Here is a 19,932-nt window from a genome sequence, read left to right on the forward strand (position 1 = left end):
GAAAGTTTATATTACTCTTAGGTAAATCAATTACTTTTATTTTTCTTATTACTATCTAAATTTTATTATATCATATCCTTACTTCCATTTATAGATTTATACTGCACAGTATCTGAACTAAAATCAATAAGCGAAGTTTTATTATCCATTTTTGTAACTTTTATATGATTATTATTTATACCTTCACATTTTGGAATGTAAATTAAGTATTTTTTGTTTACTATAATTTTGTAATCAGAATCATAGTTAGTCATAAAACTATTTACATTGAATCTTCCCTGAATTTCATGTTTTTCTTCATCATCTTTTATTTTATAGTTAGATACTAAAATATCTTTTCCCTTGTATCTTACTATGAACCCACTTCCACTCTTTAAACTTACATGTTCTATCTTAGGTAAAAAGTTATATTGATACACTAACATAGATAAAAACAATATTATAGGAGCAAATTTAAATTTTGAATATCCCTTTTTTACAAACATATAACATAAATATAATGATAAAATAAATATTATATTTATGTATGAAAAATAAATCATAGGCGGTGCAATTTTCATAAGTAAGGCTGTACCCCCATTAATAGCTATCATTATAATATTTATAGGAATACACATAATGTTAAAAATAGGTCTTATAAAGGATGTAACTAAAGCTATATTTGCTAAAACTACCAGAATTGAGTATAGTGGAATTAGAAAAAAATCTCCAAGTAAGAATCCAAGGGCAAAATTCTTAATGGTAAATAAAACATAGGGCATAGAAAGAGATTGTGCACTTAAAGTCAAGCTTATACTTTCATTTATTTTATTAGGTAATTTATATAAGGTCTTGGATAATTTTTTATAGAATAAACTTATACCCAAGGTTGATAAAAAAGAAAGTGCAAACCCTATATCTATAATATAATAGGGTTTAACAAATAATAAAAGCATAGCTGCCATACTCAATGATGAGTAAGTATCATAATTTTTACTAAATTTTTTTGAAAGCTTCAATATAATTATCATTATAAGAGATCTTATAGTGGCGGCTTGAGCCCCTGTAAATATTGCATATATTGCAGCAACAAGAATTGATATTTCTAAATTTAAAAAACTTTCCAGTGCCTTAAAGATTATAATTATATGTAAACCAGATACACTTATAACATGTACTATACCTAGCTTTTTAAAATCATACTTATCCTCTAAAGACAAATATGATGTGTCTCCAAAGGCTACAGACATTATTTTAGCAGTATTATTCTCTCCTAGTCTCCAATAGAACTTTCTATATATGTCTTTTCTGAAGGAATATAATTTTGAAATCATATCATTTTGTTTTTGTTTAACTTCTTTTACCTTAAGAGTTCCTATTGAACCACTTTTAAAATCTATTTCCCTTTTAAAATCTCCCGTTATAGTTATCTTTTCTCCTTGATTTACATCAAGTATATTTCCACTGAGGTTTATGTTTCTTCCTTCATAACTTCCTATAGCATAAAATTTATTTTTTGTAATGATTCTAACTACATAAGTGGTCTTGTTGTTTAGATTAATATTAAAGTACAGATTAAAGCTTAAAAATCCCACTATAAAAAAACCTGTTATAATAAAAAAATATTTTTTCTCACAAGTTAAGAACATACATATTAAGAAAGATGTAGCAATAGCTACATCTAGAAGTAAATTATTCTGTAAAATTAAAGCACAAAAACATCCTATTGCCATGGAAATACAAAAATATATAAGAGGCTTATCCATTATTTTCTTGCCTCATTTAATGAATCTGGAATTTTATACTCTTCAAGTTTAAAATCTCTATTATAATTAACATCAACAGTAATTTTCATTGTTCCTTTATGATCATCACAACTTATTTCTTTAACCTGTGGTATACCATCTCTACCTTTTTCTTTAAAATAATTGTCTACTAAATTTTGCGCTGAACCCCTATTTAAATCATTATACTTAAATAAAAAATCTTCCTTTGGTATATCGAGAAATATAGTATTACTTCCCTCTTTGACAGTTTCAAAAATATCTTCCATCATATCTATTCACCTCCGTGTTATTATCTTATCCAATAACATTGAGGTTTAAACAAAGTATTATTATAAATCAATTAAAATTTATCCATCTCCTCTAATTCATAACTATTTTTTTCTTCAAATATTTTTTTTAAAATTGTCATTACAATATACACTCCTATTAATACTACTATAGTTTTTATATCATTCGCATTTATTTTCTTTAACCCCATTAACTTCTGACCAATACTAGTGTAAAGAGCAGCAGAATTAAATATAAAATAAAGTATTAAAATAGTAACAAAATATACATTTTTCAACGTTTCTTTTTTTATTAATAATATTATTTGTGAAAAATACAAAATTGATAAAGCTATAGTTTCATAAGAGCTACTCTTATTAGTATGAGCAATATAAAGTCCCAAAAAGGTTATACTTCCTAATAAAATAGAATCTAATAATATATACTTTTTAAAATACTTAAATACATTATCATTTATTATATTTCCTCTATCTTCATATATTTTTCCCTGCTTTCTTGATAAAAAAATTGCTAATGAAAATAAAAATCCATTAAATATGTAATTCCAAAATATATGTTTAAAATAAAATGGAATATATAAATTAAATCCTACAGATAAAATACACGCTATAAACTCACCCAAACTAAAGATCAATAAAAATTTAACAATTTCTCTTAGTGTATATATTAAATGTTTACTTTCTTCTATTAAGTTTAGAATACTACTAAAGTCAATTTTTTCTACATAAACATCACTGAGTTCTTTTACAACTCTATTGCAATTATTCCCAAAGGAAATGTATAGTCCAGATTTTAAAAGCGATGGTAAATCAATAATATTATTTCCAATTGAAATAATATTATAATTAGAATCTTTATACTTACTTATTATTTTTAATTTATTATAGGATTGTATTCTTGAAAAAACGCTAACTTTTTCTATGGTTTTCTCTACTTCACTGTTATCCATATAATCCATTTCTAAATCTGATATAATCATATCTACAGAATTTATAACACCAATTTTTTTTCCAAATGCACCTGCGGTAAGTTTACTGTCTTCAATAAAGATTACTGGTTTTATTGACATACGTCTACATCTTTCAATATCCTCATTTACCCCTTCTTTTAATGGAGTATCAAATCCTACTAATCCTGAAAATATAAGATTACTCTCTATATTCTCATTCTTTCTTGGCTTATAGTTAAAATTTCTATAAGCAAATCCTAATACATAAAGACATTGATTTGACATATTTATATCTGCATTCTTAATATCTTCTATGTCATCTTTAGTTAGTTCTCTTTCAATGCCATTTTTCATAATATGAGTGCATCTATCAATTAAAACTTCTACTGTACCTTTTACATAAGCTCTATATTTTCTATCTATTTTATTTACTGTGGTCTTTATAGCATATTCTCTATCATAAGGTAGTTTAAATATTCTCTTTTGAGTTCTATCCATAGTACTCTTATTCATACTATGCCTATCTCCAAAGGATACAAAAGCTTCTTCTACTAAATTATCCTTCTCATTATTATTATCTGTTAACTTAGAATCATTACATAAAATTCCTGTTTCCATAATCCTTTTTGTATTGTCATTTATAATAAAACTCTTTTCTATATCTTGAATTTTTTTCGTATCATAAATGTTTTTTACACTCATTAATTTTTGTGTAAATATTTCTTCCTTTTTCGTAAACAGAATACTTGTATTTGATATATCTTGTATTTTTGAAACATTATTTATAAATATATTATTCTTAGCCATATTTTTTTTAATAATTAAATTAATTAAATATATTATTGATATCAATCCAATTGGAAACTCTGTTGTTAGAATTGCAGCTAAAGTAAATATAATATCCTGATTACTGCTTCCTGAAGAAATCTTAATAATAAATCCTATTATCACTCCTAAAAATCCTACTATAGCTAATTTATCTAAAACATTATATATCCTCTTATAAAAACTATTCTTACTTTTCTCTGTATTAAGAAGACTTTTCACAAGCCTACCAATTTCTGTATTTTGTCCTACTGCCACTACGATACCTTCACCATTTCCACTTTTTATCACAGATGATTTAAATAAAATATTTCTCATTTCAGCTAATTCCAAATCATTTTGAACAATTTTTGCAGAATACTTTTCAATTATATTAGAATCTCCAGTAACAGATTCTTCTGTTACTGTCAAATTATCACAATTAGTTATTCTCATATCTGCTGGTATAATACTTCCCTTTTTATAAACAACTATATCACCAACTACAATTTCTTCATTTTTTATATTTAATAAGTTCCCATTTCTTATTATAGTTGACATTCCAAAATTAACCTTGTCCAATAATATAAACTTTTTTTGATCTCTATAGTTTTCCCTAATAATTATACATAAATTTATAGAAGCTATAACCAATATAATCATCCCGGAAATAAAACTACCTATGAAAAAGTATAGTATAGAGCTAGCAAGCAAAGAGAATATCCAAGGTCTAAGAATTTCCTTAAGTATAGATTTAATAAATAATTTTTTTTCTGTATCTTCTATTAAATTTGTACCGAAAGTTTCTCTATTTATTAAAACCTTATTTTGATCTAATCCTCTATTAGTATTACTTTGGAATAGATTCACTACGTCATTCCAAGATAGATTGTACCAATCAGTCATAAAATATTTACCCCCATAAATAAGTAGGATACCTTAAAAATAAACATTTAAAATATTCCTTATTACCTCTAATATTACTATATTAAATAAAACATGCACTTTCATTATACTAAAATATAGGGTTTTGTTAAATATATAAAAAAAATCATCTATAAATTTTAAAATCATAGTCACTTCCATTGAAGATTTTATATATTAATAATGAAGAATAATTTATTATTCTACTGCAATAGCAATGGGAGGGATTTTTATGGATACTTCAAATAACCCAAACATTCCAGTGGATATATTTGATAGTCTATATTCTATTGACCGTCATCATTTACGTCACAACTTAAAAGATAATTATAAATTTTTAGGTCAAGGCGCAAGTAGAATGGTTTATGAATTTGATGAAAATTTTGTAATTAAAATATCAAAAAATAGAACTGGGAAGTATCAATCTAGAACAGAGAATTACATTTATACAAGTGTTGATGAAAAACACAGAAAATATTTTTGTCCTATAGTCTGGTATAAAGAAGGGATGATAGTTATGAGAAAGGCTCTTCCTTTTACCGAAATGCTCAAATTAAAGCATGGAAATATTTTTGAGTTTACTAATATTAAGCCAGACAGCGAATTTTTTCAGACTATAAAAAGAATAGCAAAACATTATGATTTACTCTATCCTGACATAAAGACAATATCATCTTGGGGTATATTAGATAAAAAACCTGTATTGATTGATTATGGATGTACTAATAAATTATATGATGAATACTTTTATTGATGTTTTGCTTATTGATGCTCTTAGAACTTAAAATGTTCCTAAGAGCATTTTATTTATATACTTTCGTTTTTATTTAACTTTTCTTCATCTTCTTTAAAGCTTCTTATGATTTTCAGTAATTTTTCTTTATTATAAGTATAATTTTTGTCTAAAGTCCATGCCATTATTTGATTAAAATTGTCCTTAGTTTCAAGAATCACATATAAATATCTTACTTTTGTCTTCTCTACAACTCCTGTTATTTCAAATAATATGCCTCTATAATTGTTTATCTTAATGTTAGTTGAACTTATTATTTTACAATTATCAATACTCTTATCTATATGATTTACTGCAACCTTAGAATACTGATCTAATGTTAGATTCTTTAAAATACTCTGTTTTTCTTCACATATAACAATAATATAATTTTTATTTTCTTCATCAGATGCTTGAAGTGCTGCATCTCCATTAAGCTTTCTATTTTCTCTCCATCCTAAAGGTACAGTTATTTGGTATTTATCCTGAAAAGCACTTAAAATTTGCTGATAATTTGTGTACTTGTATAAAGATAACTTATATACTGCAATAATAAAAAATATACTAAATACAATTGGCATCACTTTGTATTTAATTATATTCTTATAGTTTATATCTTTTACTGAATTACCTTTATTTTCATTTTCCTGTGAAATTTCTTTATTAATGTTTATTTCATTTAATTCTAATAAATTTTTTGTCCTTAATATATAAGTATTAGTAAGTATGTCTCCAAATCTCTTTTTATTTTTTGTAATTAATATAAACAATAGAGTTGGAGTTCCCAAAAGAAAAATGGGATTAAACTCTAAAAATTTTACAGCAGTTCTTGCTATACCTTTTGAGAATCCCGGTACTGATAAATCTTCATTTACTACCTTTATTCCTACCACAAGCTTTCCCCAGGTATAACCCGTTACGCCCTCAAATAGCGAATAGTATATAAACACAATAGAAAAAAATGTTATCATAATGTTAATGTCTATTCTTCCCTTAAATAATAATTCCAAATATAAAAAAGCTACTAAAAACACTAATATATCAATACATATAGCAAGAAATCTTAATATTAAGATACTAAAATTATATTTGGATGTAACAGTTTTTATATCCATATAAAAAACCTTCCATCTTCAGCCTTTTTAAAGAAATATCTAATCATTGTACTACTTATACTTAGATTTTTATTTTCTTTCCTATGGCTTAGGCACATTCAAATAAACAACTAGGCATCTTTGACTTACTATTTATTTTCATATGCCTTATACCTTCTATACTTAATATTAGAAAACTCTATAAATTATTACAAAATACTAATAATTTAATTTTAATTTAACTCTATGTATTCCATAAGCTTCTCAGCCCTTTTAGGTCCTATGGCCTTTTCCAACTCTTGCTTGGAAGCTATTCTTCCATTATTACTATCCCTATACTGAACAATTTTTTTTGCTAATCCCTTTCCTATCCCTGGTATTTTTTTATTTACTATATCATCCTCTGAGGCAGAGTTTATATCTAATTTCTCATTTTCATTACTAGAAGTTAAATTAGAAGAACTATTTTTTACAGTACTGTTATTGTTATCATTACTCTTATCCTCTTTAGATTTTATTTCAATATTATCTCCATCTACTACTTTCTTTGCTCCATTTACACTATACTGATTTGCATTATCTACAAATCCACCAGCTAAGTCTATAAGATCCTTAATCCTATCTCCATTTTTTAGAGAATATACTCCTGGTTTTTTAATCTCACCATAAATTTGTGCTTTAATTTCCTTTTTACCATCATTGTCCTTTGCATTTTTAACCTCATTAGTCTGTTGTACTTTACTTGCATACTCTACATTGTTTTCTTTATATATTGACATATCCTTATCATTCTGAATTTCTTTTGTACTTTGCATCTTATATCCTACAAATAAAAACATTAAGAATACAGATAGAATTATTAAAGATCCAAAAATCTTCTTTTTTTTCATAGATAAATCCTCCTTAAAATAGATTATTAACAAATTGTAAAAAAATTAGTCTTTTTTTAATTATTTTGCCATAGCATATTTTTTTTGCTATACTGTTACGAGAACAAATATTTTAGGAGGTACGCATGAAACGATTAATTGCAATTACTATTACAATTTTATTATTAGTTACAACTATATCAGTTAAAACTAATGCAGCCACCTTAACACCACCCAATGTAGCTGGAGACGGTATAGTTTTAATGGATGCAACCACAGGTAAAATATTATATGGGAAAAATATAGATGAGACTTTTCCTCCTGCCTCTACTACAAAAATAATGACTGCTCTTTTAACCTTAGAAAATTGTAAATTAGATGACGTAGTTACTATCAATAATGATTTTACTAATAAAAATCACACGCTCTTAGATGGTAATACCCTAGTTCTGCAAAATGGAGAACAGGTTACTGTAAAAGACTTACTATATGGACTTCTCCTACGTTCTGCTAATGATTCAGCAGTAGCCCTTGCAGAGCATATAAGTGGTTCTGTTCCTGAATTTGCTAAACTTATGAATAAAAGAGCTAAAGAACTTGGATGTACCACTGCAAGCTTTCAAAACCCAAATGGCCTCTATGATCAAAATCACAAGGTTTCAGCTAAGGATTTGGCTCTTATATTAAGAGAACTTGCAACCCATCCAGAATTTTCTGAAATTGCTACTACCACTAGTTATACTATGGCATCTACAAATAAAACTGATCCTAACAAAACTAAACGTGACAGAACTCTTAATAATGAAAATAAATTAGTTTATAAAAATCTTCCTAATTATTATTATCCAGGAGTTGAAGGTGGTAAAACTGGTTATACAATACAATCTCTTCATTCCTATGTAGCTTGTGCTACAAGGGATAATCATAGGCTTATAGTTACAATTTTACATAGTAAGGATAAAACTTTCTTTCAAGATGCGCGGACTCTCCTTGATTATGGATTCAATAATTTTGACTTAAAAAAAATGTATTCGAAAGGTGATGTAGTAACAACTTTTAATGAGGATGATGGCAATAAAATTTCTCTTTTAGCTGATAAAGATTTTTATTACGTAAATGAGAAAAATTCTAATAAAGAACCTACTTTTAATTTCAATGATGAATCCTTAAAAAACAAATATTTTCATAAGGGAGATGCTGTTTCAAATTTAGCTTTAAAATTAAATGGTAAGAACATCGGTACTATTAAACTAATTAGCAGCTCAGATTATAACCCTAAAAACAGTTCAATTAATAAGCTTATTCCAAAGAGTTTTAAAGATAATAAAATTTCCTATATAATAGGAATACTAGTAATTTTGTTTCTTTTAAATATTTATAGACTTAAAAGAATTGCAGCTGCAAAGAAGAGAAGGTACAGAGGATATAAATATAAATATAAATAGAAAGGACAGCTTTGAGCTGTCCTTTCTATTTATATTTTCTTATTTTAGTTTTTCTATCAATTCTTTTATATCTTTAGGTAAATCTATTTCAAGTTCAACAATCTTGCCATCTCTAGGATGAGGAAAACTTAACTTATAGGCATGAAGTGCCTGCCTTTTAATAATATTGTTATCCTCTCCACCATATAAAGTATCTCCTAAAATTGGATGACCAATACTATTTAGATGGACCCTTATCTGATGAGTTCTTCCTGTTTCCAATTGAAGCTTTATAAGATCTCCCTCTGTAAAACTTTCAATTACTTCATAATGAGTAATACTGCTCTGACCTCTATCATCTATTATTCTTCTTATATCTTCTTCCGTTCTGTATATAGGCTTATCGATAGTACCAACCTTTTCTTTTAAGTTCCCTTTTACTAAAGCCATATAACCCTTTTTAAAACTATCAAGTTTCATATCTCTAGCTAAAGACATATGAGCAAATTGATTTTTTGCCACTAAAATAAGCCCTGAGGTATCCATATCAAGCCTACTTACCAGCCTTACTATGCATTTTTCTCCCTTTTCCTTAAAATAGTACAGGAGACCATTAGCAAGAGTACCTCCTGTGTAACTTTTAGTTGGATGAACCACAATTCCAGCAGGTTTATTTACAACTATTAAATCTTGATCTTCATATACTACTGAAATATCCATCTTTTCAGGAATTATATTTTGATTTTCATCTCTAAAGGTATCTATTTCTACTTTATTCCCTAATCTCAGCACATAATTCATCTTTACAGCACAGCCATTAACGGTTATTCTTTTTTCTATTGCAGCACTCTTTATAAATCTAGTAGAAAGGTTTATTTTGTGCTTTAAAAACTCTCTTATCTTGGTATCAGCATCATCTTTTTCTATATAATATTTAAGTTTATTATCCATATATATATACCCTCTTTAAGCCTATTTGTCATTTAACGTATCTTTAAGGCACATTCAAATAAATAACTAGTCAGTATGCTAGCCCATTTTGAATTCTACTGCGTCAGCAGAACCCTCTGATAGCACCACTATCATCAGGACCTGTTCCCTTGTATAATTCAAAATAGACGTCGCATCTTTGACTTGTTATTTATTTTCACATGCCTAAGTTGTTCATTTATTCTCACTTGACTAAATCATTTCCCAATACAATTACCACCTGACGGGTAGAACTTTTTTGTGGTATGAGTTCATAATTATCTGTCTTTATAAAATCTCCCATACTATTTTTTATCTGAATTAATTTATTTTCATCAACACCATAAAAAGTAACCTTAGTTAAATTTACTGGCTTTTTCGCAACATTTCCAGTAGTTATGTTAGTAAAGCCCTTCTTATTAAGAGCTGTTTTATAATTTTTTGCCAATCCATTTTTATCAGTTCCATTTTGTATATCAATTTTTAAATTGGCTTTGTTTATTTCATCTGCTTTATTAACTGTCTTGTCCTTAGAAAGATTACTGCTATTACCAGCTGTATCTATTAAATAATATTTTTCATCCTCCACAGTAGCATTCAATCCCTTAGCAGTAGTTATACTTATATTCTGACTTTTTAAATTACTAAAAGTACGTGCATACTTCATAATTTGATTAGGACTCATATTAGTTTCTACATTTTTTGAAACAGCAGATATTATTGAAGGATATTTAAATACAGTAGAAAATCTACTAAATTTTTTTATCACTGCATCAATAACTGTATGCTGATTTCTTATTCTTTCCAAATCATCGCCATCTAAGTCTTTACTGGCATTATTTTTAACCCATCTAAAATACTGTTCCGCCTTTTCACCATTTAAATGTGTTACACCTTTATTAAAATCTATATGCAAATTTTGTACATTATCATCATAATTCATCTTTTTATCTATATTTACATCTATTCCTCCAAGAGAATCAATTATATTTCTAAATGCACTATAGTCAAGTTGCACATAATAGTTTATTTTAGTATTCATTAATGTTTGAACATTATTTACAAGATATTTTGGTCCATCTACAGAATTTGACATATTAATTTTTTGTCTCTTACTGTCAATCTTTATCATAGTATCTCTTGGAATTGAAATAATCTTTAAATTTTTATTTGTAGGTTCATAGTGAAGAAGTACTATTGAATTTGCTTTCTTTGTAGTATCTCTTTTTATGGTATCACCTGAATTATTGGATCCAATATCAACTCCTGCTAGCAATATATTTACAGCCTCATCCTTTGATGGTGACGAAGCCATAACATTAATTGAATTTGATTTACTATTTGTACTAGATAGATAAAATGCCGTAAAACACGTAACTCCAACCCCAATACATACAATTATAGCTAAAGCTATAATTATAGCTACTTTTGTTAGTTTTTTGAACTTGAACATTTTTTCTTTGTCCCCCTTTAGGCACATTCAAATAAATAACTAGTCAGTATGCTAGCCTATTTTGAATTCTACTGCGTCAGCAGAACCCTCTGATAGCACCACTATCATCAGAACCTGTTTCCTTGTATATTTCAAAATAGACGTCTCATCTTTGACTTGTTATTTATTTTCACATGCCTTAATTCACTCTACTTTTCATTACATATAATATAATTTCTTGCCTCTATAGTATTTAAATGAATTAAATCTCCCCTTGAAATAATTAATTCAATAGTAGAGTTAAATGAAAGTAATAACCCCTTATTTAAATCCTTATTTACTGTTTCTCTTAGCTTATCTACTCCTGGGAAATCTCTTGAAGGCTCTATATAATCTGCTAAATAAACTATTTTTTCTAATAAGCTCATATTTTTTCTTCCAGTAGTATGATATTCAATAGCATTCAATATATCTTCATCTTCAACTTCCATTACTTTTTTTGCAATTATGGCCCCAGCTGCGCCATGCATAATTCCTGGATTCTTACTTACAATATAATCTAATTTATATCCATTTTCAGTACAAATATCTAGTATTTTATTCTTATCCATCTGCTTTGCACAATCGTGTATAAGTCCTGCAATCCTAGCTTTATAGGAATCTTCTCCATATTTTTTAGCAAGCATTTCTGCAGTATCTCTTACTCCAAAGCTGTGATTTAATCGTGCCTCTTTTAAATTTTTTTTAAGATATTCTTCCATCTTAGCCTCATTCCACATAAAAAATTCACCTCACTCATAAAGTCTTAATCTTTTAATATCTTTTGAAATAGTACTAGGTACTAAATAATCTATATTTTTATACTCTCTTACCTTTTTTCTTATATAAGATGCTGATATATCCATTAAAGGCAAGTTTAAAAATATAATATCTTTATCATATTTTTTTTCAATAGTTTCTTTCTGCTTTTGGATTTCATCCATAGTATATCCTGACCTATTAAATACTACAAGTTTACAAAGATCAAGTATTATTTTAACGTTATTCCAATTTTCTATTTCAATAAGACAATCAGCTCCAGTTATGAAATACCACTGAGTATCTGGCTCTTTTTCACTGAGATATTCTAAAGTTTCATAAGTAAAACTTAGCGTCTTTTTAGATATTTCATAATGATCAATTTCAAAAATAGATTCATCTTTTATTGCCTTTTCTACCATATTATATCTTATTGATGCATCCGTTACCATCTTGTCTCTCTTATGTGGTGGATTACCTGTAGGTATAAAAACTATTCTATCTAAATTTAATCTTTCAGCTGCTTCATAAGCAATATTTAAATGCCCATTATGAAGGGGATCAAAAGTCCCTCCTAAAATGCCTTTTTTCATTTTAATCCCTCTCTAATTAAAAATAATTAATTGAATATATTATATCATATTTTTAATTCCAATATATGTAATTCATTGGAATAATTATTCCAAATATAAAATAATCAGATGAAGCAATGAGCCCCATCCAATTAGATTGAGTTTATGGTAATTCTATTTTAGCCTTATCTTTTGATCTTCTGTATAATACAAATTTTCTTCCTATAGCCTGAACTCCTTCACACTTAAGCTTCTTGCAAAGTAAATCACTGGCTTCTCTAGCACTGTAGTCGCTAGTTTCAAGTACAGTAATCTTTATTAGTTCCCTGGCCTTAAGAGCATCGTCAACCTGCTTCATGAAGGTTTCTTCCATGTCATTTTTGCCAACCTGGAATATTGGCTGAATTGTATTAGCTAAGCCTCTCAAATAGCTTCTTTGTTTACTACTTATCATTAAATTTCCTCCTATAATAAAAACTCAAATTCAAAATCATTCAAGCTCACTAGTTCTCCGTCTTTTATACCCATCTTCATCAATTCATCAATAATTCCCTTATTTCTAAGTACTTTGTGAAAATACATTAGTGACTCTGGATCATTTACATTTACAGTATCTAGTAATCTATCAACAAATGAGCCTTCCACTATATAAACATTATCTTCCTTATGAATATCATAAGTGAATTTCTTTTCTTCTGGTACAAATTTTTCATCTTCACTAATTTCAAGTTCTGTAACTGGTATCTCGGAAAGTTGTTTTGCAGCTTCTTTTAATAGATCATCAATACCATATCTTGTAGCTGCTGAAATTTTAAAAATATTTTTATATCCCATTTCATTTAATTTTTCTTTAAAAGTATTAAAATTTGTATCATCATAGGAAATATCACTTTTATTTGCTGCTACTATTTGAGGCCTATCCCAAAGTTTAACACTGTACTTTTTTAATTCATCATTTATTTTAATGAAATCCTCCACAGGATCTCTTCCTTCACTTCCTGAAATATCAACTACATGAATAAGAAGTCTTGTTCTTTCAATATGCCTTAAGAACTGTAAGCCAAGTCCTATCCCTTCTGCCGCCCCTTCAATAATACCAGGAATATCAGCCATGACAAAGCCTTGAATTCCAGGCAAGCTAACTACTCCTAAATTAGGTTTTATAGTTGTAAAATGATAATTTGCTATCTTAGGCTTTGCCTTAGATACCATAGAAAGCAGCGTAGATTTACCCACGTTAGGGAATCCTATAAGACCTACGTCTGCTAGAAGCTTAAGTTCTAGACTTACGTATCTCTCCTCTCCTGGCATACCTGGTTCCGCAAAATTTGGAGCTTGCCTTGTAGGTGTACAGAACTTTGCATTTCCCTTTCCACCTTTGCCACCTTTAGCAACAATAGCTTTATCACCTGCATGAGATAAGTCCACAATAATTTTATCGGTTTCAACATCTCTAATTATAGTACCCATAGGAACTTTGATATATAGGTCTTTTCCATCTTTTCCATAACATTTTGCTCCTGAACCAGCCACTCCAACTTCTGCAGCATATTTCTTTTTATATGTAAAATCCAAAAGAGTGGTCATATTTTGATCTGCTATGAAAACTATATCTCCACCATCTCCACCATCTCCACCATCTGGACCACCTAGCGGTACATATTTTTCTCTTCTAAAGGAAACTGAACCATTTCCCCCGTTACCAGACTTTATAAATATTTTTGCTGTATCAATAAACATTCTCTTCACCTTTACCTTAATAAATTTATCTATAAAAGCTCCTATATTTTCAAATAAAAAATAAAGCTACAAAATAATTTCAAGCTGTTATTTCCAAATATCTAGCTTATTATTTTCAAAATCAATATTATATAATTACTATTTATAAGACTTACCTACTGAAATTTAAAATTAAAATAAATAACATTAAATACAACTTATTAATATTATTTACCATATAATAGTTTTTTATTTTACTATTTACAATATTTTGATGATTAAGTTTAAAAAAGCACCCTATAAAGGGTGCCCTTAGTTATTCAGCAATGCTTTCTTCTATAGCTATAGGATAAACACTTGCTTTTTTCTTATCTCTACCTACTCTTTCGTATTTAACTACTCCGTCAACTTTAGCAAAAAGAGTATCATCAGATCCTTTACCTACATTAGCTCCAGGATGAATCTTTGTTCCTCTTTGTCTAACTAAAATGTTTCCAGCAAGTACAAACTCACCATCAGCACTTTTAACTCCAAGTCTCTTAGATTCACTATCTCTACCATTTCTTGAACTACCTACTCCTTTTTTATGAGCAAATAGTTGTAGATTCATAACTAGCATTTCACTGCACCTCCTCTACTTTTACACTTATATAATCACTATAATTAATTTTCATATTCTGTATTCCAGATAACATTGTCTCCATTAATATTTGACACTTTTTGATATTACTCAAAGTTTCATTTTTTAAATCTAAATTTAAAAATCCATCGCAAACATTAATTTCGGCATTCGCACCTGCAATTTCCGTAATACCATTGGCAAAGGTATAGGCTAATGCCGATACAGCACTGCATACAATGTCATAGCCTTCTTCGCTATAACCTGCATGACCATTTATGTTAAAAGAAATAAAACAATTATGTCTTTTTGTAAAAACAACATTAATCATAACTATGCTTCAATCTTTTCGATTACAAGCTTAGTATAAGGTTGTCTATGACCTTGTTTTCTTCTGTAGTCTTTTTTACGTTTATATTTAAATACTATAACCTTTTTAGCTTTTCCCTGTTGTGCTACTTTAGCAACAACTTTAGCTCCTTCAACTACAGGTTTACCTATAACAAGTCCTTCTTCTTTACTAACTGCAAGAACATTTGTTAATTCAACATTGGAATCAACTTCAGCTTCTAGTTTTTCAACGAATATTACGTCTCCTTCTGAAACTTTGTATTGTTTTCCTCCAGTAACTACTACTGCGTACATTAAAACACCTCCTCAAACCAGTCTCGCCAACTCAGGTACATAAAATTAAAAATTTTATGTTTATGTAAAACCTTATGTGTGCGGTCTACAAATGCCATTCTAACATAGATAATAAGATTTGTAAATAAAATTATCCATATATTTTATATATATTACAATCTTCTATTTGACTTTTAAAGATTAAAGGTTCCACCTTATATGTATCCATATCCTTTATAAATTTAATATAAACACTTTTTTCTTCTGATTCTATGGATTTTACAAATTTAACTATATACTTTAATATAGTTAATTTGTATTCCTGGCTAATTTCAATATAAATATGCTTACTTATATTTTCAGCATCAATTCTAATCACTTTATTTCTAAGCAAATTAGTTAAATAGGATAGTTTTAATATTTTTCCAGAACCATAACACACTTTACAATTTTGTTCTATATAATCTAATATAGATTTACCTCTTCTTCGTCTTGCTATCTGAACAATATTTAATTCTGTAAAAGGATAAATTATAGTTTTATTTTTATCCTCCTTAAATCCATACTTTAGTGCATCCAAAATTTTATTTTTTGCCTTTATATCATCTAAATCTATAAAATCTATAACTATTATTCCACTTAAATTTCTAAGTATAATTTGTCTTGAAATTTCCTTGGCAGCTTGAATATTTGTAAATTCCGCAGTATTTCGAATATTTCTTTCCTTAACGTTTTTACCTGAATTAACATCAATAACATACATAGCCTCTGTTTTATCAATTACTATAGAACCTCCACAGGGAAGTTCTATTTTATGTTTTCTAAGCTCTAATATCTTTTTTTCAATACCATAGTAATCCATAATTGGAATGCTGTGCCCATGATGCTCAACCTTGGCATTCATATCAGCCTTATTTGTTATATAATTTTTTATAAATATAAAATCATCTTTATCATTCATAATTATTTTTTCAGTATTTTCATCAACTATATCTCTAAGGACTTTTCCTAAAACACCACCTGCATTGTATATAAGTTCAGGTTCATTTGAGTAATTGCCTTTCTTAACTATATCCCTATACACACCATATAGTCTTTCAATTTCATTATTTATTTCATCTATAGTAACTTTTTCTGCATTAGTTCTTATCATAACTCCTACGTCTTTAGGTTTCTTTATAGATGTTTTAAACTGTTCTTTTATATTTTCGTTTACTATTTTCTTTGATATAGAAATTTCATTATTTAAGGTTTCAATTACAGCATATCTACCAGGTACAGTAATTTTATTACTAACCTTTGGACCTTTAGTTCCCATACTTTCCTTAATAACTTCAACTAGAAACTCGTCACCTTTTTTTAATTTTATATTATTAAACCTAGAATCCATGTACATATATCCATTTTTTCCTGTACCAAGATCTATAAACGCACATTTTATTGCAGGTACAATATTTTTGACTACGCCTTTATATATCTGACCTGGATAAACCAATGTATCCTCTTCTTGAATAAAACATTCTGTTAGTTTATTCTCTACCACTATAGCAATTCTAAGTAAATTTTTTTGTCTTTCAATAAATATATTTTTCAACTTTAGCACCTCTAATCTTAAAATTAACCCTTTAAAATAAGATTATCAACTATAATTCTGGAAATATTGCCAAAGTGGTATAAGCTTTTTATCTTGCATTCCATACATCTCAGTTCTAACAATTTCTGTAAAAGCTCTTCCATCCACATTTTTAGTATTCTGCTTTATATATTTTGCTAAAAGATCTGCAGATAGATTTGATCTACTTCCACAATCCAATTCTGCCTCTATATTAAGTGAATTATTTTCTACAATAAATTTTAAGTCCTTTACCATTGGTTTAATATTGACTTCTTTTTCACCACTTTTAGTCTTTTTAAGAACATTCCATTCTTTAATCTCAAGCATATTGTCAAGTTCACTATTAAGACTGTCTGTATTTAAATATTTTATATTCATGGTATAGCTTGCTCCATCTATAGCTGCCATAGCCTGAGGAATCTTTTTCCCATCCTTATCATAAGGTTCTTTAATTTCTACCACCTTCAACAACTTTATATTTTCATTGGAACTTTCATTAAATCTTCTTTCTATTTCACTAGTGTCCACTTCTTCTTTGAATTCTATGTCAAGATAATCACCCAAAGAATACATACCTACAGATAGTGGCTGAGCAATGGAAAGCTTCATATGTGGATTGAATCCCTTAGAATAATCCACTGCTAGAGAAGCTCTTTTAAAGGTTCTTTGTATTGTTCTCATAATATCAAGATGAGAAACAAATTTAACATTACTACCCTTTATAAACTTAATTAAATATCGCACCTTCAAAACACTTCCCCTCTTTAAAATTAACATTAATACCGCAATTTTTACACCCGCCTCTACAATCTGGAGTAACAGTTGCTATTTTTGCATTTTCATTTTCCTCAATTAGGAATTCTTTATTTACACCTATATCTATAAAATCCCAAGGAAGAACTTCATCGTAACTTCTTTCTCTATAAGCATAAAAATCTCCATCCACATTACACTCTTTCATGGCTTCCATCCATAGATCATAGTCAAAATATTGAGACCATCCATCAAATTTTGCCCCTTGTTCAAAAGCCTTTATAAGTACATCACACATTCTTCTATCTCCCCTTGCAAAAACTGATTCAAGATAGCTTACTGGTGTTTCATGCCAATTGTAAGTTACTCTTCTATCCATAACTTTTTGTAATTCACCTATTTTTTCTCTTACAGAATCCATTCTATCCATTGGCGCCCATTGGAATGGAGTAAATGGTTTAGGTACAAATATAGAAGTACTTGCAGTAACCTTTAATCCCTTTTTTCTGTCCTCTTTTGGAACCTTATAATATTCTTCTATGACTTTTTTAGCTAAATAAGCTATGCCCTTAACATCCTCTATAGTTTCAAAAGGAAGTCCTATCATAAAATACAATTTGATAGTAGACCACCCAGCTTTAAAAGCACTTCTAACTGAATTGATTAGATTTTCTTCTGTTACACCTTTATTTATCACATCTCTCATTCTCTGTGATCCTGCTTCTGGTGCAAAGGTAAGCCCTGTCTTTCTAACCTTTTGAATTTCCTTTATTAAGTCTACTGAAAAAGAATCTATTCTAAGGGATGGTAATGATACTCCTACTTTTTCTCCCTTATATTTTTCTACCATAGAATTAATTAAATTCTCTATATCAGAATAATCACAAATACTTAAAGAAGTCAGTGAAATTTCATCATATCCAGTATTTTCAATAAGCTTTTGCGCTGTCTCCAATAACTTATCTGACTTTTTCTCTCTCACTGGTCTATAGATCATTCCTGCCTGGCAAAATCTGCAGCCCCTAGTACACCCTCTAAAGGTTTCAAGCATAATTCTATCATGAACTATCTCATTATAGGGTACAACTAATTTATCTGGATATTCTACCTCATTGAAATTTTTAATTATTCTCTTCTTTATACGTTTAGGTACATCTTCATATCTTGGTTTAAATTCTTTTATAGTTCCATCTTCTTTATAGTAAACCTCATAAAGACTTGGCACATAAGTTCCTTCTATTTTAGCAGCTTCTCTTAGAAATTCACTTTTACTTTTCCCACTGAATTTTTTATATAAATCTAATAATTCATTTAAATGCTCTTCTCCTTCTCCAATAGAGAATATATCAGCTATATCATATAGTGGTTCTGGATTATAAGAACAAGGTCCTCCACATATTACTATTGGGTCCTCTTCTTTTCTCTTTGATGCTCTTATTTCTACTCCAGACATATTAAGCATATTTAAAATATTTGTATAACTCATTTCATATTGAAGTGTAAAACCTATAAAATCAAAATCCGCTAAGGAATTCTTTGTTTCAAGAGTATATAGAGGTATTTCATTTTCTCTCATTAGCTTTTCCATATCCGGCCAAGGAGCAAAAGCTCTCTCACAATAAGTATCCTCTCTTTTATTTAAAACGTGATAAAGTATCTTCATTCCAAGATGTGACATACCTACCTCATATACGTCAGGGAAGCAAAATGCAAATCTTATATCCACCTTGTTTTTATCTTTAATACATGAGTTAAATTCTCCGCCTGTATACCTAGCTGGTTTTTCAACTCTATGTAAAATATCATCAGTTATTTTTTTCAATTATATATCCTCCTCATTGGCTGATCCATTTTAAGATTCATTGATATTCTAACATATTAACCTATTAACCTCTATAGGGTATCATAGAAAAGCTTATTGAAGCAAGTCTTAATTCAGGT

19 protein-coding genes are annotated in these 19,932 nt (G+C 28.3%); 2 read left to right on the top strand and 17 right to left on the bottom strand.

The genetic code is table 11. The features are described 5' to 3' along the window. Positions 1-65: 65 nt before the first annotated feature. The 3 genes from RH99_RS12910 to RH99_RS12920 form a co-directional block, all read right to left on the bottom strand. Positions 66-1,745, bottom strand: a complete 1,680-nt coding sequence (locus RH99_RS12910; protein WP_010238873.1) for a ComEC/Rec2 family competence protein — start codon at positions 1,743-1,745, stop codon at positions 66-68. After that, positions 1,745-2,035, bottom strand: a complete 291-nt coding sequence (locus RH99_RS12915; protein ID WP_010238875.1) for a hypothetical protein — start codon at positions 2,033-2,035, stop codon at positions 1,745-1,747. The genes RH99_RS12910 and RH99_RS12915 overlap by 1 nt, the downstream gene beginning before the upstream one ends. Before the next feature lie 71 nt (positions 2,036-2,106). Then, positions 2,107-4,713 carry a P-type ATPase actuator domain-containing protein gene (locus RH99_RS12920; protein ID WP_010238878.1) on the bottom strand — a complete coding sequence of 869 codons (2,607 nt, stop codon included), beginning with the start codon at positions 4,711-4,713 and terminating at the stop codon, positions 2,107-2,109. Between the two features lie 250 nt (positions 4,714-4,963). Here RH99_RS12920 and RH99_RS12925 point away from each other — a divergent pair, with 250 nt between their 5' ends. Further along, the gene (locus tag RH99_RS12925) at positions 4,964-5,485 is read left to right on the top strand and encodes a hypothetical protein (protein WP_010238880.1); all 522 of its coding nucleotides are present in this window, start codon (positions 4,964-4,966) and stop codon (positions 5,483-5,485) included. Between the two features lie 53 nt (positions 5,486-5,538). Here the strand turns inward: RH99_RS12925 and RH99_RS12930 are convergent, their stop codons facing one another. Further along, positions 5,539-6,618 carry an RDD family protein gene (locus RH99_RS12930; RefSeq protein WP_010238883.1) on the bottom strand — a complete coding sequence of 360 codons (1,080 nt, stop codon included), beginning with the start codon at positions 6,616-6,618 and terminating at the stop codon, positions 5,539-5,541. Between the two features lie 212 nt (positions 6,619-6,830). Beyond that, positions 6,831-7,487, bottom strand: a complete 657-nt coding sequence (locus RH99_RS12935; RefSeq protein ID WP_010238886.1) for a ComEA family DNA-binding protein — start codon at positions 7,485-7,487, stop codon at positions 6,831-6,833. A 125-nt stretch (positions 7,488-7,612) separates the two neighbouring features. On the opposite strand from RH99_RS12935, the gene RH99_RS12940 reads away from it, so the two are divergent. After that, positions 7,613-8,911, top strand: a complete 1,299-nt coding sequence (locus RH99_RS12940) for a D-alanyl-D-alanine carboxypeptidase family protein (RefSeq protein ID WP_010238888.1) — start codon at positions 7,613-7,615, stop codon at positions 8,909-8,911. 39 nt (positions 8,912-8,950) lie between these two features. Here the strand turns inward: RH99_RS12940 and RH99_RS12945 are convergent, their stop codons facing one another. The 12 genes from RH99_RS12945 to RH99_RS13000 all read right to left on the bottom strand — a co-directional run bounded on the left by RH99_RS12945 (position 8,951) and on the right by RH99_RS13000 (position 19,813). After that, positions 8,951-9,841 carry an RluA family pseudouridine synthase gene (locus RH99_RS12945; protein WP_010238890.1) on the bottom strand — a complete coding sequence of 297 codons (891 nt, stop codon included), beginning with the start codon at positions 9,839-9,841 and terminating at the stop codon, positions 8,951-8,953. A 223-nt stretch (positions 9,842-10,064) separates the two neighbouring features. Beyond that, complete coding sequence (locus RH99_RS12950; RefSeq protein WP_010238892.1) at positions 10,065-11,312, bottom strand: LCP family protein; 1,248 nt, start codon at positions 11,310-11,312, stop codon at positions 10,065-10,067. Between the two features lie 188 nt (positions 11,313-11,500). Continuing rightward, the gene (yqeK, locus tag RH99_RS12955) at positions 11,501-12,070 is read right to left on the bottom strand and encodes a bis(5'-nucleosyl)-tetraphosphatase (symmetrical) YqeK (protein ID WP_010238895.1); all 570 of its coding nucleotides are present in this window, start codon (positions 12,068-12,070) and stop codon (positions 11,501-11,503) included. 12 nt (positions 12,071-12,082) lie between these two features. Then, a complete protein-coding gene (gene nadD, locus RH99_RS12960) occupies positions 12,083-12,682 on the bottom strand; it encodes a nicotinate-nucleotide adenylyltransferase (protein WP_010238896.1) in 600 nt (199 codons plus the stop codon). A gap of 142 nt (positions 12,683-12,824) precedes the next feature. After that, entirely contained in the window at positions 12,825-13,115 is a 291-nt protein-coding gene (yhbY, locus tag RH99_RS12965) for a ribosome assembly RNA-binding protein YhbY (protein WP_010238897.1), read from the bottom strand. Positions 13,116-13,126: 11 nt separating this feature from the next. Further along, entirely contained in the window at positions 13,127-14,401 is a 1,275-nt protein-coding gene (obgE, locus tag RH99_RS12970; RefSeq protein ID WP_010238898.1) for a GTPase ObgE, read from the bottom strand. 295 nt (positions 14,402-14,696) lie between these two features. Further along, a complete protein-coding gene (gene rpmA / locus RH99_RS12975; protein ID WP_010238899.1) occupies positions 14,697-14,999 on the bottom strand; it encodes a 50S ribosomal protein L27 in 303 nt (100 codons plus the stop codon). 1 nt (position 15,000) lies between these two features. Then, entirely contained in the window at positions 15,001-15,330 is a 330-nt protein-coding gene (locus RH99_RS12980; RefSeq protein WP_010238900.1) for a ribosomal-processing cysteine protease Prp, read from the bottom strand. 2 nt (positions 15,331-15,332) lie between these two features. Beyond that, on the bottom strand, positions 15,333-15,644 hold the full coding sequence (rplU, locus tag RH99_RS12985) for a 50S ribosomal protein L21 (RefSeq protein ID WP_010238902.1): 312 nt from the start codon (positions 15,642-15,644) through the stop codon (positions 15,333-15,335). Positions 15,645-15,774: 130 nt separating this feature from the next. After that, the gene (locus tag RH99_RS12990; RefSeq protein ID WP_010238905.1) at positions 15,775-17,217 is read right to left on the bottom strand and encodes an Rne/Rng family ribonuclease; all 1,443 of its coding nucleotides are present in this window, start codon (positions 17,215-17,217) and stop codon (positions 15,775-15,777) included. Positions 17,218-17,262: 45 nt separating this feature from the next. Beyond that, complete coding sequence (locus RH99_RS12995; RefSeq protein ID WP_010238908.1) at positions 17,263-17,988, bottom strand: TIGR03936 family radical SAM-associated protein; 726 nt, start codon at positions 17,986-17,988, stop codon at positions 17,263-17,265. Beyond that, positions 17,966-19,813, bottom strand: coding sequence for a TIGR03960 family B12-binding radical SAM protein (locus RH99_RS13000; RefSeq protein ID WP_010238911.1), 1,848 nt, complete (start codon positions 19,811-19,813; stop codon positions 17,966-17,968). The genes RH99_RS12995 and RH99_RS13000 overlap by 23 nt, the downstream gene beginning before the upstream one ends. Positions 19,814-19,932: the final 119 nt, after the last annotated feature.

Origin of the sequence: Clostridium arbusti SL206 (genome assembly GCF_000246895.1) — a bacterium.
Lineage (GTDB): Bacteria > Bacillota > Clostridia > Clostridiales > Clostridiaceae > Clostridium_I > Clostridium_I arbusti.